At 45.0% G+C, this 23,618-nt stretch carries 25 protein-coding genes; 16 read left to right on the top strand and 9 right to left on the bottom strand.

The window, feature by feature from the left end:
* The first annotated feature begins 219 nt into the window (after positions 1-219).
* The 12 genes from ccmA to ccmI (ACYQ4O_RS07580) all read left to right on the top strand — a co-directional run bounded on the left by ccmA (position 220) and on the right by ccmI (ACYQ4O_RS07580) (position 11,476).
* The gene (gene ccmA, locus ACYQ4O_RS07635; RefSeq protein ID WP_308513358.1) at positions 220-903 is read left to right on the top strand and encodes a cytochrome c biogenesis heme-transporting ATPase CcmA; all 684 of its coding nucleotides are present in this window, start codon (positions 220-222) and stop codon (positions 901-903) included.
* Complete coding sequence (ccmB, locus tag ACYQ4O_RS07630; protein WP_460175240.1) at positions 896-1,564, top strand: heme exporter protein CcmB; 669 nt, start codon at positions 896-898, stop codon at positions 1,562-1,564. Before ccmA ends, ccmB begins: the two co-directional genes overlap by 8 nt.
* Before the next feature lie 11 nt (positions 1,565-1,575).
* The gene (gene ccmC, locus ACYQ4O_RS07625; protein WP_308513360.1) at positions 1,576-2,310 is read left to right on the top strand and encodes a heme ABC transporter permease CcmC; all 735 of its coding nucleotides are present in this window, start codon (positions 1,576-1,578) and stop codon (positions 2,308-2,310) included.
* A complete protein-coding gene (gene ccmD / locus ACYQ4O_RS07620) occupies positions 2,310-2,498 on the top strand; it encodes a heme exporter protein CcmD (RefSeq protein WP_066593348.1) in 189 nt (62 codons plus the stop codon). The genes ccmC and ccmD overlap by 1 nt, the downstream gene beginning before the upstream one ends.
* Complete coding sequence (gene ccmE, locus ACYQ4O_RS07615) at positions 2,495-2,938, top strand: cytochrome c maturation protein CcmE (protein WP_066593346.1); 444 nt, start codon at positions 2,495-2,497, stop codon at positions 2,936-2,938. The genes ccmD and ccmE overlap by 4 nt, the downstream gene beginning before the upstream one ends.
* Positions 2,939-2,953: 15 nt before the next feature.
* The gene (locus ACYQ4O_RS07610; RefSeq protein WP_308513361.1) at positions 2,954-4,915 is read left to right on the top strand and encodes a heme lyase CcmF/NrfE family subunit; all 1,962 of its coding nucleotides are present in this window, start codon (positions 2,954-2,956) and stop codon (positions 4,913-4,915) included.
* 12 nt (positions 4,916-4,927) lie between these two features.
* Positions 4,928-5,464 (top strand): DsbE family thiol:disulfide interchange protein, encoded by a 537-nt coding sequence (locus tag ACYQ4O_RS07605; protein WP_308513362.1) that lies wholly within the window; start codon positions 4,928-4,930, stop codon positions 5,462-5,464.
* Positions 5,464-5,967 (top strand): cytochrome c-type biogenesis protein, encoded by a 504-nt coding sequence (locus tag ACYQ4O_RS07600; protein ID WP_423837336.1) that lies wholly within the window; start codon positions 5,464-5,466, stop codon positions 5,965-5,967. Before ACYQ4O_RS07605 ends, ACYQ4O_RS07600 begins: the two co-directional genes overlap by 1 nt.
* On the top strand, positions 5,967-7,364 hold the full coding sequence (gene ccmI / locus ACYQ4O_RS07595; protein WP_308513363.1) for a c-type cytochrome biogenesis protein CcmI: 1,398 nt from the start codon (positions 5,967-5,969) through the stop codon (positions 7,362-7,364). The genes ACYQ4O_RS07600 and ccmI (ACYQ4O_RS07595) overlap by 1 nt, the downstream gene beginning before the upstream one ends.
* A gap of 228 nt (positions 7,365-7,592) precedes the next feature.
* The gene (locus ACYQ4O_RS07590; RefSeq protein ID WP_277030274.1) at positions 7,593-9,242 is read left to right on the top strand and encodes an ammonia-forming cytochrome c nitrite reductase subunit c552; all 1,650 of its coding nucleotides are present in this window, start codon (positions 7,593-7,595) and stop codon (positions 9,240-9,242) included.
* Positions 9,243-9,334: 92 nt separating this feature from the next.
* Entirely contained in the window at positions 9,335-10,567 is a 1,233-nt protein-coding gene (locus ACYQ4O_RS07585; protein ID WP_460175239.1) for an MFS transporter, read from the top strand.
* A gap of 12 nt (positions 10,568-10,579) precedes the next feature.
* The gene (ccmI, locus tag ACYQ4O_RS07580) at positions 10,580-11,476 is read left to right on the top strand and encodes a c-type cytochrome biogenesis protein CcmI (protein ID WP_308513366.1); all 897 of its coding nucleotides are present in this window, start codon (positions 10,580-10,582) and stop codon (positions 11,474-11,476) included.
* On the opposite strand, the gene ACYQ4O_RS07575 is transcribed toward ccmI (ACYQ4O_RS07580), so the two are convergent.
* From ACYQ4O_RS07575 to ACYQ4O_RS07545, 7 genes are all read right to left on the bottom strand, one after another.
* Positions 11,465-13,345 carry a peptidase U32 family protein gene (locus ACYQ4O_RS07575; protein ID WP_308513367.1) on the bottom strand — a complete coding sequence of 627 codons (1,881 nt, stop codon included), beginning with the start codon at positions 13,343-13,345 and terminating at the stop codon, positions 11,465-11,467. The two genes, ccmI (ACYQ4O_RS07580) and ACYQ4O_RS07575, sit on opposite strands and share 12 nt — an antisense overlap.
* A gap of 47 nt (positions 13,346-13,392) precedes the next feature.
* A complete protein-coding gene (locus tag ACYQ4O_RS07570) occupies positions 13,393-14,043 on the bottom strand; it encodes an ankyrin repeat domain-containing protein (protein ID WP_460175238.1) in 651 nt (216 codons plus the stop codon).
* Positions 14,033-14,812 carry a TatD family hydrolase gene (locus ACYQ4O_RS07565; RefSeq protein ID WP_308513369.1) on the bottom strand — a complete coding sequence of 260 codons (780 nt, stop codon included), beginning with the start codon at positions 14,810-14,812 and terminating at the stop codon, positions 14,033-14,035. The genes ACYQ4O_RS07570 and ACYQ4O_RS07565 overlap by 11 nt, the downstream gene beginning before the upstream one ends.
* A 12-nt stretch (positions 14,813-14,824) precedes the next feature.
* On the bottom strand, positions 14,825-15,613 hold the full coding sequence (locus ACYQ4O_RS07560; RefSeq protein ID WP_066593317.1) for a UDP-2,3-diacylglucosamine diphosphatase: 789 nt from the start codon (positions 15,611-15,613) through the stop codon (positions 14,825-14,827).
* Positions 15,614-16,105 carry a peptidylprolyl isomerase gene (locus ACYQ4O_RS07555; protein WP_308513370.1) on the bottom strand — a complete coding sequence of 164 codons (492 nt, stop codon included), beginning with the start codon at positions 16,103-16,105 and terminating at the stop codon, positions 15,614-15,616.
* A gap of 14 nt (positions 16,106-16,119) precedes the next feature.
* Complete coding sequence (locus ACYQ4O_RS07550) at positions 16,120-16,680, bottom strand: peptidylprolyl isomerase (protein ID WP_308513371.1); 561 nt, start codon at positions 16,678-16,680, stop codon at positions 16,120-16,122.
* Between the two features lie 79 nt (positions 16,681-16,759).
* Positions 16,760-17,308: a tetratricopeptide repeat protein gene (locus ACYQ4O_RS07545; RefSeq protein ID WP_308513372.1), complete on the bottom strand. Its 549-nt coding sequence runs from the start codon at positions 17,306-17,308 to the stop codon at positions 16,760-16,762.
* A gap of 110 nt (positions 17,309-17,418) precedes the next feature.
* On the opposite strand from ACYQ4O_RS07545, the gene cysS reads away from it, so the two are divergent.
* The 4 genes from cysS to tilS are packed head-to-tail and all read left to right on the top strand — an operon-like array spanning position 17,419 to position 21,862.
* Positions 17,419-18,813 carry a cysteine--tRNA ligase gene (gene cysS, locus ACYQ4O_RS07540; RefSeq protein ID WP_308513373.1) on the top strand — a complete coding sequence of 465 codons (1,395 nt, stop codon included), beginning with the start codon at positions 17,419-17,421 and terminating at the stop codon, positions 18,811-18,813.
* Between the two features lie 3 nt (positions 18,814-18,816).
* Positions 18,817-19,485: a DNA-3-methyladenine glycosylase family protein gene (locus ACYQ4O_RS07535; RefSeq protein ID WP_460175237.1), complete on the top strand. Its 669-nt coding sequence runs from the start codon at positions 18,817-18,819 to the stop codon at positions 19,483-19,485.
* Between the two features lie 2 nt (positions 19,486-19,487).
* The gene (locus tag ACYQ4O_RS07530) at positions 19,488-20,456 is read left to right on the top strand and encodes an acetyl-CoA carboxylase carboxyltransferase subunit alpha (protein ID WP_066593299.1); all 969 of its coding nucleotides are present in this window, start codon (positions 19,488-19,490) and stop codon (positions 20,454-20,456) included.
* Between the two features lie 8 nt (positions 20,457-20,464).
* Positions 20,465-21,862 carry a tRNA lysidine(34) synthetase TilS gene (tilS, locus tag ACYQ4O_RS07525; RefSeq protein ID WP_308513375.1) on the top strand — a complete coding sequence of 466 codons (1,398 nt, stop codon included), beginning with the start codon at positions 20,465-20,467 and terminating at the stop codon, positions 21,860-21,862.
* A gap of 52 nt (positions 21,863-21,914) precedes the next feature.
* On the opposite strand, the gene ACYQ4O_RS07520 is transcribed toward tilS, so the two are convergent.
* Together ACYQ4O_RS07520 and ACYQ4O_RS07515 are read right to left on the bottom strand one after the other, a co-directional pair.
* On the bottom strand, positions 21,915-22,721 hold the full coding sequence (locus ACYQ4O_RS07520) for an ABC transporter ATP-binding protein (RefSeq protein ID WP_308513376.1): 807 nt from the start codon (positions 22,719-22,721) through the stop codon (positions 21,915-21,917).
* A gap of 1 nt (position 22,722) precedes the next feature.
* Positions 22,723-23,610, bottom strand: coding sequence for an ABC transporter permease (locus tag ACYQ4O_RS07515; protein WP_308513377.1), 888 nt, complete (start codon positions 23,608-23,610; stop codon positions 22,723-22,725).
* Positions 23,611-23,618 lie beyond the last annotated feature (8 nt).

The raw sequence follows: 23,618 nt of genomic DNA, 5'->3' as shown, positions 1-23,618 counted from the left end.
CATATGGATACTTGTGATTTTACAAATTTGATGTAACGTATATCGTTACATTTAATCTACTTGGAACTTGAGAAACGAAAGAGGAAAAAATAAATCTTCAGACTCTCGCTTAATAGTGATTTCCCTAGCGAAATAAACGATCGGTAATACCTAAGGTTTATTTAATGCCGTATTCCTAAACTAGCTCCGACTGAAATTTAACGTTAAATTTTTCAATTTATGTCTCAAACCGTCCCCCAGCTAGAACTCAAGGATGTGAAGTGCATTCGTGGGGAAAGGTTGCTTTTTCGTAAGCTTAACTTTTCCTGCCAAGAAGGCACTCTGGTAAGAATTGCCGGTCCGAATGGAACGGGTAAGACTAGTTTGTTGCGTCTTCTGGTTGGACTTATGTCTCCACAGGAAGGAAAGATTCTTTGGGGCGGTCAGGAAATCAAAAAACTAAAAGAAGATTTTTGGAAAGACCTGGTTTATATCGGACACCTTAATGGGGTGAAGGATGAACTTACTGCGAGAGAGAATCTTCTTATCAATTGTGAAATCGGAGAACATCCGATTACTTCTGAATACGCGGACGAATGTCTTAAAAAGGTTGGGTTGGAAGGTTTTGAGGACCAAATTACTCGTGCTCTTTCACAAGGCCAAAGAAGGCGTGTGGCACTGGCAAGACTTTATGCCTCCTCTCATGCCAAGCTGTGGGTTTTAGATGAACCCTTCGTAGCGCTGGACGTTGCCGCAGTAGAAAATTTGTCCAATCAAATTGCTGAGCATGTTAATAGCGGCGGAATTGTCATTTTGACAACACACCAAGAAGTTCCGATTTCTGCAAATAAAAAAGAGGTCATCACTCTTAAAGGTGGCGTATGGCTCGGACGTCATGAAATGAAGAAGGTAAAAAATGTTTAGATTGTTTCGAGCAGTTTTGATAAGAGATCTGACGTTGTCCTTTCGTCAGAAGTCGGACATCCTCAATACAGTTTTTTTCTTCATTGTGGTCGTTACTTTAGTCCCGCTGGGAATCGGTCCCGATCAACAATTATTAAGATTGATTGCTCCCGGAGTGGTTTGGGTTGCAGCTCTGCTTGCAGCTCTTCTTTCCCTTCCGAGGCTTTTTGCTAACGATTTTGCCGATGGAACTCTTGAACAGATGCTTTTATCGGGAGAGCCGCTTACAGTTATCGTGATTGCGAAAGTTTTTGCTCATTGGTTGACTACCGGCATCCCTTTGACTGTAATTTCCGTGGTTTTCGCCTTAATGTTTGACTTAAGTGCTGAGGTCACGGTAGCTCTAATTACTGCCCTGTTTATCGGAACCCCGGTTCTAAGCCTGGTGGGGTCTGTCGGTGCAGCTCTGACTCTCGGAGTCAGAGGAGGAAGTGTCCTTACTTCCTTACTCGTTCTTCCACTTTATATTCCCGTACTAATCTTTGGAGCAGGCGCTGCTGAAGCTGTTTCAGTTGGAGTATCCTCCTCCGCCTATTTTTTAATTGTTGGTGCCTTAACCCTTTTCTCTTTAGTCGTCATGCCAATTGCAACTGCTGCGGCATTGAGGATTGCAGCTGAATAGGAGATTTCTTTATGACCTCAACTTCCATCTTTACTCCTGAGGGAATGTACCGCTTTGCCGGCAAGCTTGTGGTGCCTTGTCTCGTCTCTGCCGCTATTGTTGCGCTTATAGCTTTTTACCTAGGCTTTTTTGTAGCTCCGGTCGACGTAACTCAAGGCAATTCCTACCGTATTCTTTATATTCACGTTGCCAGTGCTTGGATGGCCATGCTTCTCTACGTATTGATGGCCATTTTCTGCATTCTCGGCTTAGTTACTGAGAAAAAGCTTTGGCCGATGATAGCTGCTTCATTAGCACCTACCGGCGCCTTGATGGCTTTTTTAGCTCTCTGGACAGGATCTCTTTGGGGTCGTCCTACCTGGGGGGCTTACTGGGTATGGGATGCACGCCTCACAAGTGCTCTGATTCTCTTCTTCTTTTACCTTGGTTACTTGGCGCTTCAGAACGCCATCCCGGATTGGAGAAGGGCGGATAAAGCTTGTTCTGTCATCGGAATTGTCGGTGTGATTAACGTTCCGATTGTTTATTTTTCTGTTCAATGGTGGAACACTTTGCATCAAGGTGCTTCTCTCACCTCTTCAGGTTCCTCCATTCATCCCATCATGTTAACTGCATTGCTCGTTATGGTTGCCGCCTTCTGGCTATACACCTTCGGTGCAACATTTGCCCGTCTCCGCTCCATTATTTTGGAACGCGAAAAAGGTGAGGAGTGGGCTCAGGAACTTGCTTTGAAAGGAGAGCTGTAATGGATCAGTGGGGAAGTTTTTCTGATTTTATTTCTATGGGCGGCTACGGACGATATGTATGGGGCGCCTATGGGATGGTCATTTTTTGTTTTATTTGTGAATTAGTGAGTTTAAGCAGACGCCGTCAAAGAGCGGCAAAAGAATTATTGCTTGAGGCACGCGCTCATCAGGCGGAGGAAGACCTATGAACACCAAACAGAAACGCTTAGCTTTAATTGGAGGCGGATTGGCAATCGCAGCGGCGGCTGTCGGTTTAGTTATGAATGCATTCCAGGACAACCTTGTCTTCTTCTTTTCGCCAAGCCAGGTTGTTGCTAAGGAAGCTCCTGAGGGGAGAGCTTTCAGAATCGGCGGATTCGTCAAAGAAGGATCTGTCCAAAGACAGTCTGATGGTTTGACCGTTAATTTTTACGTTACTGATACAGCTCATGAAGTTCCTGTTGCTTACAAAGGCAGCTTGCCTGATCTTTTCAAAGAAGGGAAGGGTGTAGTTGCTCAAGGAAAGCTCAAGAATGGAGTCTTCGAAGCAGATCAAGTTTTAGCAAAGCATGATGAAAATTACATGCCTCCTGAAGCGGAAAAAGCCGTTAAGGAAGCGCATGAAAAAGCTCGTGCTTCAAAGTCATAAGTTTCGGAGATTTGGATGATTCCAGAGATAGGACATTTTGCGTTAATTCTCGCCTTAATAGCGGCCCTGATTCAGGGTATTTTGCCATTGGCGGGAACAGCCTTGGGAGTGAGAAGCTGGGTTAATGTGGCCAGACCTGCAGTATTTGCCAATTCTGTATTCTGCCTTATTGCTTTCGGCTGCTTAATGTGGTCTTTCTACGTTAATGACTTTTCTGTTGTTAACGTAGCAAGTAACTCCAATACTCTTCTGCCGTGGTTCTACAGGTTATCCGCAACATGGGGCTCTCATGAAGGCTCTATTCTGTTGTGGACAGTGCTTTTGGCAGTTTGGGGTCTTTGCGTTGCTTTATTTTCCAAGCATTTGCCGCAGGAAGTAATGGCACGCGTGATCGGTGTTATGGGCTTGATTTCCGTCGGCCTGACTCTTTTCATGCTTTTAACCAGCGATCCATTTGTTCGCCTGTTTCCGGCAGCCTCGGAAGGCCGTGACTTAAACCCGCTTCTTCAAGACCCGGGAATGGTTTTTCATCCGCCGCTTCTCTACATGGGCTATGTAGGAATGGTGGTACCTTTTGCGTTTGCGGTAGCGGCTCTTATCGGAGGAAGATTAGATGCTGCCTGGGCCCGCTGGACACGTCCATGGACAAGCATTGCGTGGATCTTCTTAACTCTCGGCATCGCTCTTGGCTCCTGGTGGGCCTACTATGAATTGGGCTGGGGCGGCTGGTGGTTCTGGGATCCGGTTGAAAACGCTTCCTTTATGCCTTGGCTTACCGGTACAGCTTTGCTTCATTCTTTGGCAGTTACTGAAAAACGCGGAAGCTTTAAGATCTGGACTGTTCTACTTGCCTTGATTACCTTCTCTCTTTCCTTGCTCGGAACCTTCCTGGTTCGTTCAGGTGTTTTGACTTCCGTCCATGCTTTCGCAACGGATCCTCAGAGAGGCCTGTTTATCTTGGCTCTTCTTGTCTGCGTAATCGGCGGCTCTTTGCTGCTTTTTGCCTGGAGAGCTCCTCGCGTCGGGACAGGCGGACAATTTGAATTGTTCTCCAGAGAAGCTCTGCTTCTGGTCAACAATGTATTACTCGTTGTTGCTATGGGTGCTGTTCTCCTTGGAACTTTATATCCACTATTTATTGATGCCCTCAATGCAGGCAAGATTTCTGTAGGACCTCCGTACTTTGATTCTGTATTCGGTCCAATCATGGTTCCGGTTATTTTCTTAATGGGTATAGGACCTCTGGTTCGATGGAAAGACGCAAGTGTTTCTGACTTAGGCAAGAGAACATTGTGGTGTCTGATTATTTCTGCGATCCTGGGAGCTTCTGTTCCGCTATTATGGGGTTGGAGCACATGGGTGTTCATTGGTCTCTTCCTTTCTTTCTGGGTTTTGACCACTTTCTTAGAAAGCGTCCGAGAGAACATTAGAAATATTCGCGGCAACTTCTTCCGCAAGCTCTCCTCTTTAAGCAGAGCTTATTGGGGCATGATGGTTGCTCACCTTGGAGTGGCAGTCTTCATCGTAGGCGTTTCCATGGTCATGACTTACTCCCTTGAAAGAGATGTAACTATGACTCCGGGTCATGAAGTTTCCGTCGGCGAGTACAACTTTAAATTTGACAAAGTTGAAACAGGAATTCGCGGACCTAACTTTATCGCTGACAAAGGCTTCTTTACCGTTACCAAGGGTCAGAAGACCGTTGCCGAACTGACGCCTGAGAAGAGAAAGTATTTCTCCAGTGAAATGCCGATGACTGAATCCTCTATTGATTCTTCCATTACCGGAGACCTCTACGTATCTATGGGCGCACAAACTGCTGACGGTGCATGGATTGTTCGTGCTTACGACAAACCATACGTAACTTGGATCTGGTGGGGGTGCATCATTATGTCCCTGGGTGCATTGTTAGCGATGTTTGATAAACGTTATCGCATTCTTCGTCGTAAGGATGCTGATAAATATGGCGCTAGATAACCGAGATAAAAGATGAAATTGAAATATATCGTTCCGCTGGTTTTATTTCTGGCGTTAGTAATTTTCTTTGTCGTAGGTCTGGGGAAGGATCCTCGTGAAGTTCCTTCTCCGCTTATCGATAAACCGGCTCCTGAATTTGCTCTTCCAAGGCTTGACGACCCTTCAAAGGTTGTCAGCAAGAAAGATATGCTTGGTCAGGTTTGGTTGATGAATGTTTGGTCTTCCTGGTGCGGTTCTTGTAAGTACGAGCATCCTAATCTAGTGAAGATTGGCAAAAGCGGTCAGAAAGTGCTTCCGATCGTTGGATTGAATTATAAAGATACGGACGGTGCCGCCGTACGGACATTAAGAACGACAGGCGACCCCTATGATTTCTCTGTTAAAGATCCTACAGGTGAAACCGGTATTGAGTTCGGAGTCTACGGTGTTCCCGAAACGTTCGTCATTGATAAGAAAGGAGTCATTCGCTATAAGCAGATTGGACCGATTACTGACGAAGTCTGGGAAAAGACCATGTATCCGTTAATTAAAAAATTAAAGGCAGAATGATGAAAAAATTTCTTTTCTTACTTTGTGCTTTAATTTCTCTTAGCTGTTTTGCTCAAGCGCCGCAGTCCCCCGGAGCCGCTCCGGACGTTAAACCGACAATCCTTGATCCGGTTGCAAATAAGAGAGTCGCAGAAATTTCTAGCCAGCTTAGGTGCTTAGTTTGTCAAAATCAGTCAATCGCAGATTCCAATGCCGAGTTAGCTATTGACTTGAAGAACCAGGTAGTTAAGCAAATTGCCGCCGGCAAGACTAATGAGCAAATCATTGATTTTATGGTTGAAAGGTACGGAGATTTCGTTCTTTACAATCCCCCCTTCAAATTAAGTACTTTGCTTTTATGGGTTGGACCGGCTTTATTCTTCGTGTTTGCCCTGGCTGCTTTGTTCTGGACATTAATTAAGAGAAAGCAGCAAAAAGCCAAACCTTTGACAGCAGAAGAAAAAGCGAGAGCTGAAGCGTTGCTGAAAGGTACAAAGAGCAACACTAAAAAAGGAGCCGTCTAATGACTACTTTATTCCTGTGGATGGGGTTTTTGACTATCCTTTTACTCTTGATCTTGATTGTTCCTTTATGTACTAATCGAGCCAAGAAGCAAAAGGAAAGTCTTCCGCAGATTAATGTCGATATTTACCGAGATCAATTTAAAGAGCTTGAAAATGAGCTGGCTCGGGGAGCTATCTCTCAACAAGAGTACGACGAGGGAAGAGAAGAACTTGAAAGAAGAGTTCTCGAAGACACCGCGGTAGACAATCAAGTTTCTTACAGCAGTGGAAAAGCGGGTATCTACACGGCTTTTGCTCTCGTGCTTTTAGTTCCGTTTGTGGCTGCCGCTATGTGGTTGATAACACAGCCTCTCGGCGATTTCAGACTTGACGGTGGTAAATACGAAGGTATCGTCGATTACAACACTGGTCAAGTGGTTAAGAATACGGGAGAAATGCATGATATGGATTCCGCTATTCTGAAGTTGAAGCAGCACCTTGATGCAGAGCCTGGTGATATTAACGGCTGGATGATGTACGGAAGAACTCTTCTTACTCTTCGTAAATATCCTCAGGCGGCCGATGCATTTGAGCATGCACTCCATTTAGCGCCGGGCAATCCTGTCATCATGGTTGATTTAGCTGATGCTATTGCAATGGTCCAGAATCAAGATCTCACCGGCCGTCCGTGGGAACTTGTCAACAAAGCCTTATCTGTGGATCCAACCAATTGGAAAGCCCTGATGATGGGAGGTACGGATTACTTCAACCACGGTGACTACCGGATGGCTGTAATGTATTGGGAAAGACTTCTTAAGCATCTTTCGCCAAACGACAATCTTGTCCCAGCTGTGAAGGGCAGTATCCAGGAGGCTCGCTCATTGGGTCAGATCGTTGGTCCGGTTCAAGATACTCTTCCATTTGGAAAACCTCATGGAAACAACTCTTCTCCTGTGCCAATGGTCAGCCAGATGATGCAAGGCGGAACCTCTGCAATGAGCCAGTCTATTGTGCCTGGAGACGGTCATTCTCCGGAGGCTCACAAAGTTGAGAAGGCTAAGCCTACTCACAGTATCTCCGGCACCGTAGAGCTTTCTCCGGATCTCATTGAAAAGATGGGGGACCACACTACTCTTTATGTGACTGCCCGACCTGCTTCCGGTAGTCGTGCTCCGATCGCTCAGTTCCAAATGAAGGTGTTAGATTTTCCTGCCCATTTCACTGTGGATAACACCATGACGCCTCCGATGGATATGGGAGCTGGAACTTTGGATCAACATAAAGAAGTTATCGTGACCGCACGTCTTGGCAAAGCCGGTTCCATCATGCCTGCCGCCGGTGATTTAGAGGGAACTACAGGCCAGCCGATACCGGTGAATTCTAAAGAGGTAAAAATTATATTGAACAAAGTCAGATAACCTTATATCGACGCAAAACTTAGGGCCGTTTCGACGGCCTTTTTTCATCTTTCCGTTTTTCTTTTTTGCACAAATATTTGGTAGTGCTTGGGCTTTTATACCTACCCCTTTTGGAGTAGATAGAAGGTAATAGGTGATAGAGATAGGCGTTAAGCTTGATTTAATAAAGTTCCTCGATCAAAATGTAAGTGTTGGTAAAAAATTTACCCCACTAACTCGGAGAACAACATGAGAAAGATGAACAATCTGCTCTCTATTTTGGCGGTTCTTGCTCTCTCTGGAACGGCCTCTGCAGCTCTGGCGCAGGCTCCGGCCCAGCCAAATGCAGCTTCTGCAACGTGTGTGGCTTGTCACTCTAACATTGGCGCTATGCACCAAGGAAATAAGCATCAAAACTTACCTTGCGCAACATGCCACGAAGGTACAGATAAGCACCTAACGAATCCAAAACAGAAACCTACTGTGTCTATGAATCCTCAGCAATGCGGCACTTGCCATGCTGATCAGTTCAAGACAATGTACCAAGCAAATCCTCATTCGATTGCTCGCAACTCCAAGAAGAATTCTGACAGCATCGCTCCTAACCCATTCTTTGATGAAGCACTGGGAGCCCACGGCTTTACTAAGGAACATAACCTTTTGAGAGCTCACGCATACGGCGCTGTTGACCAATTCTTGGCTGATCGCTCTTTCGGTGGACGTTTCGTTCCTAAAGACGGCTGGTTATTCTTCGGTGAAAACGGCGGTTTCTTCGGCGTTTGGGACAAGATTAAAGACACTATGCCGGATAACAATCAGCAGAAACCTCATAAACCTGGTACTGCCGCTGCTGCCAATCCGGTTTGCTGGACATGTAAGTCTTCTGACCTCATGATGGATTGGGCCTACTTGGGTGATCCTAAGGCCGGCGCAAAATGGTCAAGAGCATCTAATCCCGTTGAACTTGTCCGCAACATCAATCATGCTTTGAACTGTAACCTCTGCCATGATCCGCACAGCGCTCAGCCGCGCGTTATCAGAGATGCTTTGATCCAAGCCGTTACACGTACTGATTATCCGACTCTCTACTCAGAATCTGCCAACAAGACTCCGGTAGACGTTAAGGATATGGGTCTGCGCGGTTTCACAAGAAAGATTGCTATCTTAGGTAAACCGGACAGCAAGTTGATGTGCGCACAGTGCCACGTTGAATACAACTGCAACCCGGGTACCGATCCTGCTACAGGCAAGCCAATCAAGATGGATGACGCCAGAACCAATCTCTTCCCATTGGTTGATGTCACCAAGATTGATGATTTCTACAAACATGCATCTTTCAAAGATTTCAAACACAACCAGACAGGCGCTCTTCTTACTAAGATGCAGCACCCTGATACAGAAATCTATTGGAATTCTACTCATGACAAAGCAGGCGTAGGTTGCGCCGCATGCCATATGCCTAAGGTCAAGAATGAAAAGGGTGAAACCTATACATCTCACTGGGCAACCAATCCGAGAGCTTATGTTCAGGAAACTTGCCTGCAATGCCACAAAGATAAGACCGAAGAACACATGACACGAGTCATGGACGCTCAGAAGGCTTACTACATGGGCAAGCTTAGAGAAACTGAAGGTGCTATGTCTCAAATGTTCATCGCCTTTAGAGAAGCTAAAGACGCTGGCATCACAGGAGAACCTATCAAACAGGCTCAAGACCTTCACTCCGTTGCTCATACAAACTGGGAATGGTGGACAGCTGCTAACGGCGCATGGTTCCACAATCCGCAGCAGGCACAGGCTTCTTTAGCTAAGGCTACTGATTCTGCTAAGGCCGCAACAAAGATCTTAAGAGACGCAGTTGCTGCTAAGGTACAAGGTCAACAACAAGCTAAGAAGTAATTAGTAGTTATTCAGGCCTAAGGGAAGTCTCCACTCCTTTAGGCCTTTTTTGAGTCTTTAGGACGGTAAAATCAGAAAAAAAGGCCTCCATGATGAATAACAACCTTTCAAGTCCTAAAGATTTTGAAGCCATCTTTTTGGTTTCCATTGCACACGCAAGTTCTCATTTCTACCATTTAGTAATTCCGTCTTTGTTTCCTTGGCTGATGCCAGCATTTGACTTGAATTTCATTCAAGCCGGCGCCTTGATGACAACTTTTTTTGTAACGAGCGCAGTAGGACAATCGGCCAGCGGCTTTTTTGTTGATAAGACGGGCCCGAAAGCCGGAATGTATCTAGGTTTGGTACTTTTGGCATCTAGTGCGATTGTGCTGGGCCTCTCAGTCAATTATGCAATGCTGTTTTTAGCGGCTGCTTTAGCAGGAGCGGGCAACTCGGTATTCCATCCGGCCGATTACAGTCTGATGAATTACAACATCTCTAAACCGATGTTAGGACATGCGTTCGCCTGGCATACGTTCACCGGAAATATTGGCTGGGCCATCTGTCCGCTATTTATGGTTTTGATAGCGGAACACTATGGATGGCGAGCGGCGGCCTTTGCAGCTTCTTCGATAGCAATTATCGTTTTGATTGTTGAATTGGCCAGAAGCTCGGTGTTTGCCAACGACCAACGTAATGATAAGAGCGTTGACAAGAAGGCTTCAAGCGGAAATGCTTTTAGTTTTCTTTCCGAGAAAGCTGTTTGGCAGTGCTTTTTCTTCTTTTTCTTTACCGCCGGTGCCTTCGGCGTTCTTCAAAGTTTCAGTCAAACTATCTTTAATCATTTATATAACCTGGATTTAAAGAGTGCTTCGACTGCATTGACAGCTTATTTGGTATGTTCCGGCGTCGGCTGTCTCTTAGGGGGCTTCTTTACTAATCAGGAAAAACTCAGCAACGGAGCAGTAGTGGCCATTGCGTTAAGCTTTTCTGCCTTGATGTCCTTACTGTTGGCTTCCTGTATTTTGACTGGTTATTGGGCCATTCTATTTATGGGCGCTATGGGTTTAGGCACCGGAATCGCAAGTCCTAGCCGAGACATCATGATCAGGAAAGCCACAATCAATAAACTGGGAATGAAATCTATCGGCCGAGTTTATGGCTTTACCTACTGTGGAATGGATGTCGGGCAGTCATTGTCTCCCGTGGTTTTTGCCCCGCTGTTGGATGCCCAGATGTTTATGGCAGCTTTGTTTGGAGTAGCTATACTTCAGACTTTGGCAATTTTCACGGCCCTTAGCGTTGACAGCGGACAAAAGTCTTCTCTAGATCTCGCAACTTAAGAAATTTGATTTATGACTTTTTCTTCGTCTCAAATATATTTTTTTATATGTGCAGCCTTGATGATCGGTTTACTGCTGGTATGTCTTTGGGTTGGAATGAAGGGACTATTTCAAGGGCGCAAAGAATTTGAGACGCAGGAACTCAATAGCTATGTTTACTCAGATGAACTAGCTGAACTTGAAAGGGATTTAGATCGAGGCAGCATCACCCGGGCACAGTTTGATGAGGGGAAAGAAGAGCTCGAACGCCGTGCTCTGGAAGAAGCAAATTATTTAGATGCTCCGGTGAAAAGTCATCCCAAAGAAAAATTATTTTTCTTAGGACTTGGAGTCCTAATTCCTATCTCCGCAATCGTAATCTATCTTTACGTGGGTAATCCTTCTTTGATTGGGTACCATATTGAAAGTGAGAAGTCTCATTGGAATGAAAGGGGAGAGGTCTTCTTTGATGAAAATGCTCCTTTGGAAGAAGATAAACTAAGAGAGTATCTAAAAGAATCACCTAAAGATGTTAGAGGATGGTTGACGTTAGCCAGACTTCTTAATCAAAAGAAAAAACCTGACGAGGCTTTACAAGCTTTCAATAAGGCTTTCTCTTTGTCCAATAAAATTTCAGAAGATCCTGATTCCGTGTTGGAGAGAGCTCTGACCATGTTGGAAACAGGAAAACCTGAGAATTATTCTGAGGCTAAAAAAGAGCTTTCCAGAGTGATTGAAATGAACTCGGGAAATGTAAGGCCTTACGAAGTCTTAGGTATTTTGTGTTTTAACGAAGGAAAATATGAAGAAGCCGCCAAGTATTGGACAGAAGCTCTGGGTTACTACCCGGAAAACTCGGCGACTCGATCTTATCTTCTTGACGTGATTGGCGAAGCGAAGAATAGGGCTTCTCTAAATTTAACTCGCTAAAGAAATTGTCATTTCACAGGGTTTGCAGTGGAACTTGGCAATTAGTACGGTTTTACCGCTGACTAACTTAAGCGGTGTGGGTTTAATTTTTTCTCCGCGCTTCCTAGCTTCTTTAGGACAAAGATTTAAGCTGTAGCGGATGCAGTGTTTGCATCTCATCAGTTCGGCCTGAGGATTCTTGTGACCGTCTTCTAAAGCGGTTTCTACTATCTTGAAGCCGTGCTTCTCATAGAACTCTCTAGCCTTTTGATTTAAGACGTTCCCTCTATAGTCCAGCAAAGGGTTTTCTGCGAAGAAAGCACCGGGCTCTTTGGCCTGAGCCTTCGGCAGTTTAGAAAAAGAACTTATCCGTTTGGTTTCTAACTGTTCAATGACGGTTCTTCTCAGACTGTTGACCGCCGAAGCCGGGAGAAATCTGATGGTATCGCCTTCGACGGAGATTTCGTCAGAATCAAAAATAGTGTTGCCTAATTTACCTAGGGATTTTTTAATTTGAGTCAGAGCGTTTTCTCTGTTCTTCGCCTCATCAAAATTATTTGGTACCGAGACGGTTGAAACATTTCCGTCTTTGTCAGAAGCATAGACAGTCAGAGAATCATCAGAAAACTTAGCCTCAATCTTGATGGGAATCTTTCTGAGAGAGGTTGTGGCATTCATCTTTTTCAGCCAAGCCGCATCTTTGTTGCGCATCAGCTCCATGCCTACGGCCAATCCTGAAATCCTCCCGGTATGCTCGCGTGTATGGAGAGTCCAAAGATTGGTTGCATCCGGTACTTTTTCGGCCCTATTTACCAGGAATCCTGAAAGCTCGTCTTTATCATTCCAGAAGGTTAGACCGTCTCCATTATTGAATTCGTGTTTGCTTCTTACCGTGACGGAAAAATTATCTATTTTGACAACTTTGCCTATGATGTCGCCTGTCTTTTTGGGAGAGTTAAAACAAGCTATATCAGGCTGTCTTCCATTGACAAAATAATCAGTACCTCCGCGATTGAAGGCGTTGTTGACATCGGGATCAAAGAAAAATTCAATCTTTCCTTCACTAGATTTAGCAAAAGAGGGGTTTTGAGACAAGAATTGATCCAGCAGACGCCGATAATGTGCCGTTGTATTTTTTACATACGCTGCATCTTTATATCTTCCCTCAATTTTGAAACTTCTCACACCGGCTTCGATTAAGGCCGGAAGGTTTGCACTCTGGTTGTTGTCTTTGAGTGAAAGAACATGCTCATTGAGTCCGAGTACTTTGCCTTCCTCATCATAAACATCGAAGGGAAGGCGGCAAACTTGCGAGCATTCTCCGCGGTTTGCGCTGCGATTTTTCAGAACTTGACTTGCGTAGCATTGACCGCTGTAGCTTACACAGAGAGCGCCGTGAATAAAAAATTCGATTCTGGCTTTTTCCAAAGAATCATAGATTGCTTTAATTTGGTGGAGATCTAGCTCTCGGGCAGGTACGATTTGTGAGAAACCGGCATTCTCTAAGAATTTTGCCTTTTCAGCGGTACGAATATCGCATTGAGTAGAGGCATGCAGCTGAATGGGAGGAAGATCACACATCAGTAGTCCCATATCTTGGACAATTAGAGCATCAATGCCGATATTCCAGGCTTTGTGGGCCAGTTCTACTGCTTGTTCGAGTTCTTTATCTTTCAGCAAGGTATTTAACGTCAGATAAACTCGTGAACGATATTGGTGTGCATACTTAACTAATCTTTCTAAGTCCTCTAGGCTGTTGCCTGCATTAGCACGGGCGCCGAAAGAAGGGCCTCCGATATAAACGGCATCGGCTCCGTGAGAGATTGCTTCAATACCGATATCAGCATTTTTAGCCGGACTTAAAAGTTCTAATTCTTGAGGAGAGGACATAGAAAAAAATAAACCCACGCAAGTGGGTTGAAGAAAAAGTTAGTGGGTTAACGGCAGTGATCGTATTTGAGAAGGTCTAAGACTTCCAGGTTAGTCTGCCTTTGTTTGGCGATATCGTAAGGGGCCAAAGCATCATTGTTGCAAAAATCTTTCCGGGCACCGGCATTTAAGAGAAGTTTCACGGTTTCTGCATTTCCGTCTCTTGCCGCCATATATAAGGGAGTTATACCGCGCAGAGTTCTTGCGTTGAGATCTGCTCCGCCTCTCAGAAGCAGCGGAATAATTTCGTTGTTGCTTGAGGCAGCTGCATAGTGCAGGGGAGTCCAGTGTCCCGGGTTATTAACGGAAGCTCCCTTAGCTAATAATTTCTTTGCGATACCATTTTCTTTATAAAAAATAGCAAGCATCAAGGGAGTTTCATACAGCACATTCGGTTTGTTCAAATCAATATTTTTTTGATTGAGAAGTAAGTCGATTACATCATAGGACTTATTGCGGATTGCGCGGGATAAAAGAGGATCAGCGTTTCCGCCCGGAGTTGCCGTATTGGGATCAAAACCTTGTTTAAGAAGCGGGGCTAGATCGTCAGGACGGTTATTAAGGGCTGCATCAATGGCATCTTCATAAGAAGAAGCCAAAGCTGCTCCGGAAACAAAAATGGTCGCCGCGACCGTCAAAATAAATCTTTTAACCTTCATACCGAGCCTTACTAAAAAGTCGAAAAAAATTTTCTGTCGTGGCTTCTTCGACCTCCTCTAAAGAAATCGAACGAAGCTCAGCAATTTTTTTCGCTACGTAAATTACTTTAGACGGATCATTTCGCTTTCCTCTAAATGGCACGGGAGCCAAATAAGGACAATCTGTCTCAACTAATATTCTTTCAAGCGGGATAGACGAAGCAACGCTTTGAATATCAACCGCATTTTTAAACGTCACAATACCTGAAAACGAAATGTAGCCGCCCATTTCCAACGCAACTTGGGCCATCTTTTGATCACCACAGAAGCAATGAAGGACAAATCCGCATTCTTCTGCGTGATTGTCTTGAAGAATTCTCATCGTATCTTCATTGGCATCGCGGGAGTGAACAATTACCGGCAGATTGGCTTTTCTTGCTGCCTGAATATGAAGTGCAAATCTTTCTCTTTGCCAGTCCAAAGGTTCGGAGTTGTAGTAATAGTCGAGTCCGCACTCTCCTATTCCAACTACTTTTTCATCGGTTGAAAGAGCAACCAGCTCTTCAATCGTTGCCTCGGAAATGTCGTCATCCGTGCTCGGATGAACTCCGACGGAGCACCAAATATTTTTGTGAGATTTAGAAAATGAAAGGCAGCGAGGAAACTCTCTTAAGGCACAGCAAACCGTCAATGCGCCTTTCACATTATTCTTTTCCATTTCAGAAAAAATGCGAGGAAGTTCTTCGACAAACTCCGGGCTGTCGATGTGGCAATGTGAATCTATGAGCATAGGTAAGAGAGCTTATGAAAGACGTTCAAAATGAAGGAAGCCGCCTTCATAGCTTAAATATCCGCCTCTGGTCTTGCCGTTTTCAAAATCCCAGTCAGGAAGTACCCAACGGTCAAAACGGAAGTCGTCATTGACGTGAGTGTGATGAGCGGGTTTATGAGTATGCCCGTGAATGACAGTAGCTACATTTGCCTGGCGCGCTGCTCTGGCTACATCATGGACAACGACATCCATTAATTCATAACTTTTATGAGTATTCTCGTCTTTGCTTTGGTCTCGAAGGCTGTTGGCTAAGTCGATTCTGTGTTTCAGTTTTTCCTGCAGAATGGAAACCTGCACATCGGGATTTCGGAGTGTAGAGCGGAACTGTTGATAATCCTTGTCGAGGGTGCACCACTCATCGCCGTGAGAAAGCAGTATCCTTTCGTGGCCTGCGTAGGTGACAACCGGATCGGAAATCAGGATTGCGCCGGTTTGTTTCTCGAAGACTTTTCCTAAAAGAAAATCCCGATTGCCGTGCATTGCGTACAGGCTTTTTCCTAAAAGCCTGTAGTTCTTAAGGGCGTTGATAATATCCGGGAAGGCGTCAATGTGGTCGTCACCTGCCCAGAATTCAAATAAATCACCCAAAATTATCAGTTCATTGAATTTGATGGCATCTCGCCTTAAAAACTGGAAAAACGCTTCTTTCGTAGCTTGTTTGTCATTAGACAAATGAAGGTCTGCAATAAACACAGGCTTTCCCAGAGCGGGAAGCTGCTTTACACAAGAATTGATAGGAGCGATGCCATCAAAAGACACTTAGATCACCTCTGCTTTTTCGATAATCACATCTTCAGCAGGAACATCCTGATGAGGGAAATGACTTGTTGTTCTAACTTGGGCGATCTTATCAACAACTTCTTCCCCAGCGACAACTTTTCCGAAAACTGCATAACCCCAACCTTGGGAAGTTTCGCTGCGGAAGTCTAAGAAGTTGTTGTTAGCAACGTTGATGAAGAACTGGGCGGAAGCGGAGTGAGGATCGCTTGTGCGGGCCATAGAAATGGTGTACTTGTCGTTCTTTAAGCCGTTGTTAGCTTCGTTTCTGATCGGGGCTCTTGTTTCTTTTTGAACCATGTCGGGAGTAAAGCCGCCTCCCTGGATCATGAAGCCGGGAATAACACGGTGGAAAATAACGCCGTTGTAAAAACCGTCTTTGACATATTGTTCAAAGTTAGCGGCTGTAACAGGAGCGTTTTTGAAATCCAGTTCAACGTCGATGACGCCGAAGTTTGTAGTTAAACGAATCATTTGTTTTTCCTTCTTTATTTCAAAATTTCAACAGACTTAATTTCGATAGGTCTTACAGGAACGTCGTCGTGGAAGCCCTTTGAGGTTGTCGGCTGGCGTACGATTTTTCTCACGGTATCCATGCCGGAGACGACATGACCGAAAACAGCATACCCGTCATTGGAGGCAGAGGCATTTAAAAAATCGTTGTCCTTAACATTAATGAAGAATTGGCTTGTAGCAGAATTCGGATCATTGGTTCTTGCCATGGCCACGGTTCCTACGTTATTTTTCAATCCGTTTTTAGCTTCAAGCGGGATCGGAGCATGAGTTTTTTTCTGCTGCATGGAGGCAGTAAAACCGCCCCCTTGAATCATGAATCCCGGAATCACACGGTGGAAAATAGTGTTGGTGTAAAAACCTTCCTTGGCGTAATTCAAAAAATTAGCGCAGGTCTTAGGAGCTTTTTGTTCATCAAGCTCAATTACGATTCTGCCTTCAGTGGTATTGATTGCAACCTTCTGTCCGGCATAAGCACCTGTACAGACGGCTAATGCAATGACTGCAGAAGCAATAATTTTCTTATTAAATATCATATTCAAAACCTAATAAATTTCCTGGCTTCCTTGAGCCAATCTTTGGATTGTATTAGCAGCAAAAAGAAAATGGACAAAATTACTTACTTAAGAGCTCTCTAATCGTTTCTAATTTTGTCTTGGTGTTTTTGCTTTTCGGAGAAAGCTTTAAGGCTTCCCCGTAAGATTGGGCTGCCAATGCAAGGTATACGTCACCGAGGTTGTTGTAGGTCGTAAAGGACTTGGCATTGTTGGAAAGGGCTTGTTCCAACAGTTCTTTGGCACGGCCCAGATTTCCTTCCCCTGCATAAAGTACAGCTAAGTTGTTGTAAGGTTCGGCGATTTCCGGATATTCTCGAATCAGTTCTTCAAAAGCTTCTTTTGCTTCCTTGTTTCTCTTGAGGTCGGAGAGAATGACGCCGCGGATGAATCGGAGCTGAACGTTCTTAGGATTGTTTTCAATCTCTTTTTCTGCAAGAGCTAAGGCATCTGCACGTTTGCCGCGATAAATTAGTTGGTTGACGTCCCTTACCGGATTGATAACTTCATTTTCTTCAGGCTGAAAAAGTTGGGCCTGCGTTGATGTCAAAGAGGCGGAGCCTAGCAGCAAGGAGAAGCAAAGAAGGGAAACTAATTTCGAAATGCGCATTTCTTAACTATCCAAAGTCATTGAACAAAACTTATAATCAATAGATTGTAACCTTAGAACCACGGGGAGCGAAGCCCCGTCATTTAGAACGGTAATAGTTAGGATGACTTATGGCCCTAAAAATTTATAACACTCTGACTCGAAAAGTTGAACCTTTCAAATCCATTGAACCGGGGAAGGCCGGAATGTATGTTTGCGGGGTCACGGTTTACGACGATTGTCACATTGGTCATGGAAGGACCTTTATCGCTTTTGATGTCGCACGAAGATGGTTGGAAAAAAGCGGCTATGAGGTTAAATTCGTTCGAAATATTACCGACGTAGACGACAAAATCATCAAAAGATCGGCCGAAAGAGGAATTCTTCCTGAAGAGCTGAGCAAAATTTATGCAGAAAGAATGCAGGAAGATTTTGCTGAACTGGGCTGCCTTCCTCCAACTCACGAACCTCGCGCTACAGCCTACATTCCGCAAATGCTTTCTCTCATCGAGAAGTTGGAAGAAAAAGGATATGCATATCAAGACAAAGGCGGAGACGTGGACTTTGCCGTGCGTAATTTCAAGGATTACGGCGAGCTCTCCGGAAAGAAGATTGATGAACTTCGTGCAGGAGAACGAGTTTCAATTGATGAGACAAAACGTGATCCGTTAGATTTCGTGTTATGGAAAAAAGCAAAACCCGGTGAACCGCAATGGGATAGCAAATGGGGTAAGGGAAGACCGGGTTGGCATATCGAATGTTCCGCAATGGCATGCGAACTTCTCGGAGAGACAATCGATATCCATGCAGGCGGTCCTGATTTGAAGTTCCCTCACCACGAAAACGAGATTGCTCAGAGCCAGGCGGCAACGGGCAAGAAATTCGTAAACACTTGGATGCACTCGGGGCCTCTTCGCGTCAATGGAGAGAAGATGAGCAAGTCTTTAGGAAACTTCTGGACTATCCGTGATGCATTGAAAGAAACAAACAAGCAATATGGCCAAGGAAACGGAAACGAAACTTTGCGTTTCTTCTTGCTTAAGTCTCAATACAGAAGCCCTATCGACTTTTCTTCTGCTCTTGTTGAAGACGCTCATACAGGTTTGACCCGTCTCTACAATGCGTTAAAAGAAGTGGCTCCTGACGAACAGCCGTTGGATTGGAATGAAAAGCACGCAGCTAAATTTAAAGAGGCAATGGATGATGACTTCAATACGGCGTTGGCTGTCTCCGTGCTGTTTGAATTGGCAAATGAAGTCAATTCCACTAAGTCTCCTGAATTGGCCCGCCAACTCAAAAAGCTAGGTGAAGTTCTGGGGCTCCTCCAGCTGAATCCTGAGAAATTCATTAAGGGAGCAGTAGAAGGAGTGGATGCCGCCTGGGTTGAAGAAATGATTCAGAAGCGCAAGGAGGCTAAAAAGAACAAAGATTTTGGTACTGCAGATGCGATCCGTCAGGAATTGAAGGATAAAGGCATTGTTCTTGAAGACAAGCCGGGCGGAATTACTGAATGGAAGAAGGCCTAAACCATGACAGATGTCTTAGCCGGAGTAACACCGGTTCTTCCCGGTTGGTGGAATGAAGCGTGTGAGGAGTTAAGCAAACGTGATGAAAAGATGGCAGAGCTGATTAATGTTTACTCCCATACAGCTCTGACTTCAGTTCAAGATCCTTTTGGAACTTTGATTAGATCCGTCATCGGTCAACAAATTTCAACGAAAGCGGCTCAAACAATTTGGAGAAATTTTGCGGCGGCTTGCCCTGAGATGACTCCCCAGCGAGTCGCAAAGAAACACCGAAGAACTTTGAGAAGCTGCGGTCTGTCCGAGAGAAAAATAGATTACATCTTAGATATTTGCCGTTATTTCCTGGAAGAAAACATCACCTTTGAGCTATTGGAGGGTATGTCAGAACAGGAAATCATTGACAGCCTTACCTCGATTAAAGGAGTAGGACGTTGGACGGCTGAGATGTTTTTAATCTTTACCATGGGAAGGCAGAATGTGTTCCCTGTTGCTGACTTAGGCATAATTAAAGCAATAGAAAAGCTTTACTTTTCTGCTGAGGAACTTCAGGCTCTTGATGCTCGGCAAAAGCAAATAAAAATACTTAAACTTTCTGAAAACTGGGCACCATACAAAACAGCTGCCAGCTGGTTTTTGTGGAGAAGCTTAAATAATTCGCCCGTGAGATATTAAATATGGCTAAATTAACTTACCTTGAATTTGAAAAACCAGTTTCGGTTTTGGAAGATAAAATTGCGGAACTTCAAAAAGTAAGCGAAGATCCCAATTCCATCAATATCCAAAGTGAAATTGATAAGCTGGAAAGAAAAAAGACCAAGCTTCTCAAAGATATCTACAGCAAGCTCACTCCATGGAATGTCTCTTTAGTTGCGCGTCATCCGCAGAGACCATATACCCTTGATTACATCAATACCATTTTTACCGACTTTCATGAGCTTCACGGAGATAGAAGCTATGCGGACGACCTCTCAATCGTCGGCGGTTTAGCCCGTTTTAACGGTCACAGTGTGATGGTTATCGGTCATCAGAAGGGGCGCGATACCAAGGAAAGAACTTTGAGAAATTTCGGCATGAGCCGTCCGGAAGGCTATCGCAAAGCATTACGACTGATGAAGCTTGCGGAAAAATTCAACATTCCTCTGTTTACTTTTGTTGATACCCCGGGAGCCTATCCCGGAATCGGGGCGGAAGAAAGAGGCCAGTCGGAAGCTATCGGACATAACTTATATGCAATGAGCCAGCTCCGAGTTCCGATTATCACTACAATCATTGGAGAAGGCGGCTCCGGAGGAGCTCTGGCGATTGCAGTTTGCGACGTTTTACAGATGCTTCAAAACAGTACGTATTCCGTGATTTCTCCCGAAGGGTGCGCTTCCATTCTTTGGAAGAGTGCGGCGAAAGCCCCGGAAGCGGCCGAGGCTTTGTGCTTGACTGCACCTAAATTAAAAGAGCTGGGCTTGGTCGACAAAGTTATTCCTGAGCCTGTAGGCGGAGCTCATCGCGATCTTGCTGCAATGTCCGCTACTTTAAAACGGAACCTAAATGAATCACTCCGAGTTCTCAAGAGAATGTCTGTAGAGGAACTTTTGGAGAACCGACATCGGAAGTTAATGAATTTCGGTAGTTTTTCTGAACAAGGATAACGAGAAAGATGAGCATAGTGCCCAGTGCTGCTAAAGAGGTTAACGCTGCTATAGAAAAGCTCTATAAGGATCTCTCTGAACGCGGTGACGGCTTAGAGAGTTTCGTTAATAAGAAAATAGATCTTGTCGTGGCAGTCTCGGGAGGCTGTGACTCCGTTAGTCTCCTTAAAGCCATCGCTGGGTATGAATCACCTTTGAAAGGCCGAGTAATCTGTGTTTATGTTAATCACCACATTTCTCCCAATGCGGATAAATGGGCGGCTAAATGCAAAGCCAGAGCAAAGAAGCTTAATGTTGAGTTCGTAGAAAAAGACGTTTTTATTCGCAGCAAAGAACAAGGGCTTGAGGCCGAGGCCAGAACTTTGCGTTACAGGGCGCTTAATGAAGTAGCGGAGGTTGAAAACTGTTCTGCTATTGTGACGGCACACCATTTAGATGACCAAATCGAAACCTTTTTGATTCAATGGATGAGAGGTTCGGGGCTTAGCGGTTTGATAGGTATGCCTTACATCAAAGAAGGAAAAATTCCCGTCGTCCGTCCGTTTTTGAAGATTCCCAGAAAACGCCTTGAGACGTATGCAAGAAGCCAACATATGCGCTGGGTGGAGGATGACAGTAACACTGACGAATCTTATCTTAGAAATTTTTTGCGTCTGAATGTCATTCCGGAGCTTGAACGAGCTAGGGCAGGATTTAAATCTGCCGCTGGCCGCAGCATTGAAATTTTGGGAGAAACCTCCCAAATCCTGAATGATGTTGATGAGAAAGCGCTTCAAAAGTGTTCAGACGAGGAAGGAAATGTCCGATTAGACAGGTGGCAGAAATTTTCTCTTCCGCTCCAAGCCAGAGTATTCAGATTGTGGCTGCAGAAAAAAGAATTTCCTCCGCTTCCGCGCACTCGACTTGAGGAAATCCTCAGACAGATTAGAGAGAGCAAGAAAAAGGCAATATGCCTTCGCTCACAAGGCAAAAAGTCAATCGTTGTGAATGGAAGAACTCTTCTTATAAGAGAGGTGACTTCTGATGAAAATCCGGATTATTCCGTTGAATTTACTTGGAACGGCGAAAAGGAGATGCGCTTCAAGGGATTAGCGGGAACTTTGCGGTTTGTTGAAAGTCCGGACGGGTTCGAGGATTGTTACCTGAAGGAAAAGCCGCTTCTGTTTACTTTGGCTAAAAAATCCCGTACTCGCATAAAAATAAAAAAATTAAGACCTTCAAAGACATTAAAAGCTCTTTACCAAGAGATGAATATTCCCGAGTATGAAAGAGGGAGGGTGCCTAAGATTATTCGTGACGGTAAATTAATCTATGTAGCCGGAATCGGAGAAGAAATCCGAGAGAAACTCTATCAAGGAGACGGCAAGAAGTACTCTTTCGAATGGGTTGAAGATCATCTCCTTTAACAGCGACGCCTCCGTTTCGGAGGCGTCGCATTAAGAGCTTGAATAAAAAAGCTTATTTTGCCGGTGTGGTCAGGAGGGCTTCCGGATCAGAGAATTCGGAACCGCTTGCTCTCTCGAACATTTGGAGAAGCGATTGGACCGTTAAGTTTTTCTTCTTTTCTCCTTCAACATCAACAACCACGCGTCCCTCGTGCATCATGATTAAACGATTGCCGAAGCGCAAAGCGTCTCTCATGTTGTGAGTAATCATGAGGGTCGTAAGTTTTCCTTCCTCGACGCGTTTCTTAGTCAGCATTAAAACTTTTTCAGCAGTCTTCGGATCGAGCGCAGCAGTATGTTCGTCCAGGAGCAAAATTTGCGGCTTCACCAAAGTGGCCATCAGCAAGGTAATTGCTTGTCTTTGGCCGCCGGATAAAGTACCGATGCGAGTAGTGAGACGGTTCTCTAAACCTAGATCCAGTTCTTTAAGAAGCTGAGTAAAAGTCTCTTTTCTGCTGGCGTCTGCACTCCATCGAAGAGAAAGAGGCTGTCCTCGGCGGCTTGCCATAGCCAAGTTTTCCTCGACCTGCATATCTCCGGCCGTACCTTTCATAGGGTCTTGGAAGACTCGGCCGATGTATCGCGCACGAACAAATTCCGACATCTTAGTGACGTCTACGTCATTGATCTTAATTTGCCCTTCATCCGGTGGAAATACGCCGGCAATGCAGTTCATTAAGGTAGATTTACCCGAACCGTTGGAACCGATAACGGTAACGAAATCTCCTTCTTTTAGACGCAGATTGACGCCTTGAAGAGCTTTCTTTTCGTTTGGAGTTCCGTGAAAGAACGTTTTTCTCAAGTTAACAATCTCAAGCATCTTAGTACCTCCTTTGTTTCATGTAAGCGAATTTGCTTCTGATAAGAGGCAAAGAGAGGGCGATGGCAACCAAGATTGCGGTAAACAGCTTGAGATCGTTTGGAGGCATCCCCATTTCTAAGACGAGGGCGATGACGATACGATAAACGATGGAGCCGAGAACAACGGAAATAAGCCAGTTCTTAAAGCTTCTTGTACCGAATAAGACCTCACCGATAATGACTGAGGCCAAACCTATAACGATGGTGCCTGTTCCCATTCCCACGTCAGCGAAGCCGTTGCTTTGGGCTACTAGTGCGCCGGCAAGAGCAACCAAGCCGTTACTGATAAGGAGTCCGAGGATAACCATGAGGTCAGTATTGATGCCTTGAGCACGGGCCATTTGAGGATTGCAGCCGGTAGCGCGGATGGCTGTTCCTAGAACCGTTCCGAAGAACCAATACATGATGAGGCCGACGATAATGCAGGCGCAAAATCCAACAATAAATGTCGCAATGGATTGGCTTACACCAAAGGTGCTTTCTGTCAGGGTAAAGATAGTTTCATTGCGAAGCAAAGGAACATTAGCTTTGCCCATAACCATGAGATTGACGGAATATAAGCCAATCATGGTCAGGATACCGGAAAGAAGTGCCGGAATTTTGAGCTTGGTAGTTAAGATAGCCGTTACGGTACCGGCGGCACAGCCTGCAAGCACTGCAAGCAAAGTAGCAAGCCAAATAGGCTGATCACTTGCAATCAGGATAGCGGCAACGGCTGCTCCTAAGGGGAATGTTCCTTCAACCGACAAGTCTGCAATATCGAGAACTCGGAAGGTCAGGAACACCCCGAGAGCCATGATGGCCCACAAGAGCCCTTGCGAAATAGTGGATACAACTAAGTCAAACATTCTTATTT

It is taken from the genome of Turicimonas sp. TL08 (genome assembly GCF_054660695.1).
Note: the sequence above shows the minus strand (reverse complement) of the source record. Positions and strands in the feature narration are given on the sequence as shown.

Coding starts and splice junctions, on each gene's coding strand:
- ACYQ4O_RS07585 (WP_460175239.1), top strand. CDS start 9,335: ATGAATAACAACCTTTCAAGTCCTAAAGATTTTGAAGCCATCTTTTTG.
- ACYQ4O_RS07545 (WP_308513372.1), bottom strand. CDS start 17,308: ATGCGCATTTCGAAATTAGTTTCCCTTCTTTGCTTCTCCTTGCTGCTA.
- cysS (WP_308513373.1), top strand. CDS start 17,419: ATGGCCCTAAAAATTTATAACACTCTGACTCGAAAAGTTGAACCTTTC.
- ACYQ4O_RS07530 (WP_066593299.1), top strand. CDS start 19,488: ATGGCTAAATTAACTTACCTTGAATTTGAAAAACCAGTTTCGGTTTTG.
- ACYQ4O_RS07565 (WP_308513369.1), bottom strand. CDS start 14,812: ATGCTCATAGATTCACATTGCCACATCGACAGCCCGGAGTTTGTCGAA.
- tilS (WP_308513375.1), top strand. CDS start 20,465: ATGAGCATAGTGCCCAGTGCTGCTAAAGAGGTTAACGCTGCTATAGAA.
- ccmC (WP_308513360.1), top strand. CDS start 1,576: ATGACCTCAACTTCCATCTTTACTCCTGAGGGAATGTACCGCTTTGCC.
- ACYQ4O_RS07515 (WP_308513377.1), bottom strand. CDS start 23,610: ATGTTTGACTTAGTTGTATCCACTATTTCGCAAGGGCTCTTGTGGGCC.
- ccmI (WP_308513363.1), top strand. CDS start 5,967: ATGACTACTTTATTCCTGTGGATGGGGTTTTTGACTATCCTTTTACTC.
- ccmD (WP_066593348.1), top strand. CDS start 2,310: ATGGATCAGTGGGGAAGTTTTTCTGATTTTATTTCTATGGGCGGCTAC.
- ACYQ4O_RS07600 (WP_423837336.1), top strand. CDS start 5,464: ATGAAAAAATTTCTTTTCTTACTTTGTGCTTTAATTTCTCTTAGCTGT.
- ccmB (WP_460175240.1), top strand. CDS start 896: ATGTTTAGATTGTTTCGAGCAGTTTTGATAAGAGATCTGACGTTGTCC.
- ACYQ4O_RS07610 (WP_308513361.1), top strand. CDS start 2,954: ATGATTCCAGAGATAGGACATTTTGCGTTAATTCTCGCCTTAATAGCG.
- ACYQ4O_RS07570 (WP_460175238.1), bottom strand. CDS start 14,043: ATGAAGGTTAAAAGATTTATTTTGACGGTCGCGGCGACCATTTTTGTT.
- ccmE (WP_066593346.1), top strand. CDS start 2,495: ATGAACACCAAACAGAAACGCTTAGCTTTAATTGGAGGCGGATTGGCA.
- ACYQ4O_RS07550 (WP_308513371.1), bottom strand. CDS start 16,680: ATGATATTTAATAAGAAAATTATTGCTTCTGCAGTCATTGCATTAGCC.
- ACYQ4O_RS07555 (WP_308513370.1), bottom strand. CDS start 16,105: ATGATTCGTTTAACTACAAACTTCGGCGTCATCGACGTTGAACTGGAT.
- ccmA (WP_308513358.1), top strand. CDS start 220: ATGTCTCAAACCGTCCCCCAGCTAGAACTCAAGGATGTGAAGTGCATT.
- ACYQ4O_RS07605 (WP_308513362.1), top strand. CDS start 4,928: ATGAAATTGAAATATATCGTTCCGCTGGTTTTATTTCTGGCGTTAGTA.
- ACYQ4O_RS07520 (WP_308513376.1), bottom strand. CDS start 22,721: ATGCTTGAGATTGTTAACTTGAGAAAAACGTTCTTTCACGGAACTCCA.
- ACYQ4O_RS07575 (WP_308513367.1), bottom strand. CDS start 13,345: ATGTCCTCTCCTCAAGAATTAGAACTTTTAAGTCCGGCTAAAAATGCT.
- ACYQ4O_RS07535 (WP_460175237.1), top strand. CDS start 18,817: ATGACAGATGTCTTAGCCGGAGTAACACCGGTTCTTCCCGGTTGGTGG.
- ACYQ4O_RS07590 (WP_277030274.1), top strand. CDS start 7,593: ATGAGAAAGATGAACAATCTGCTCTCTATTTTGGCGGTTCTTGCTCTC.
- ccmI (WP_308513366.1), top strand. CDS start 10,580: ATGACTTTTTCTTCGTCTCAAATATATTTTTTTATATGTGCAGCCTTG.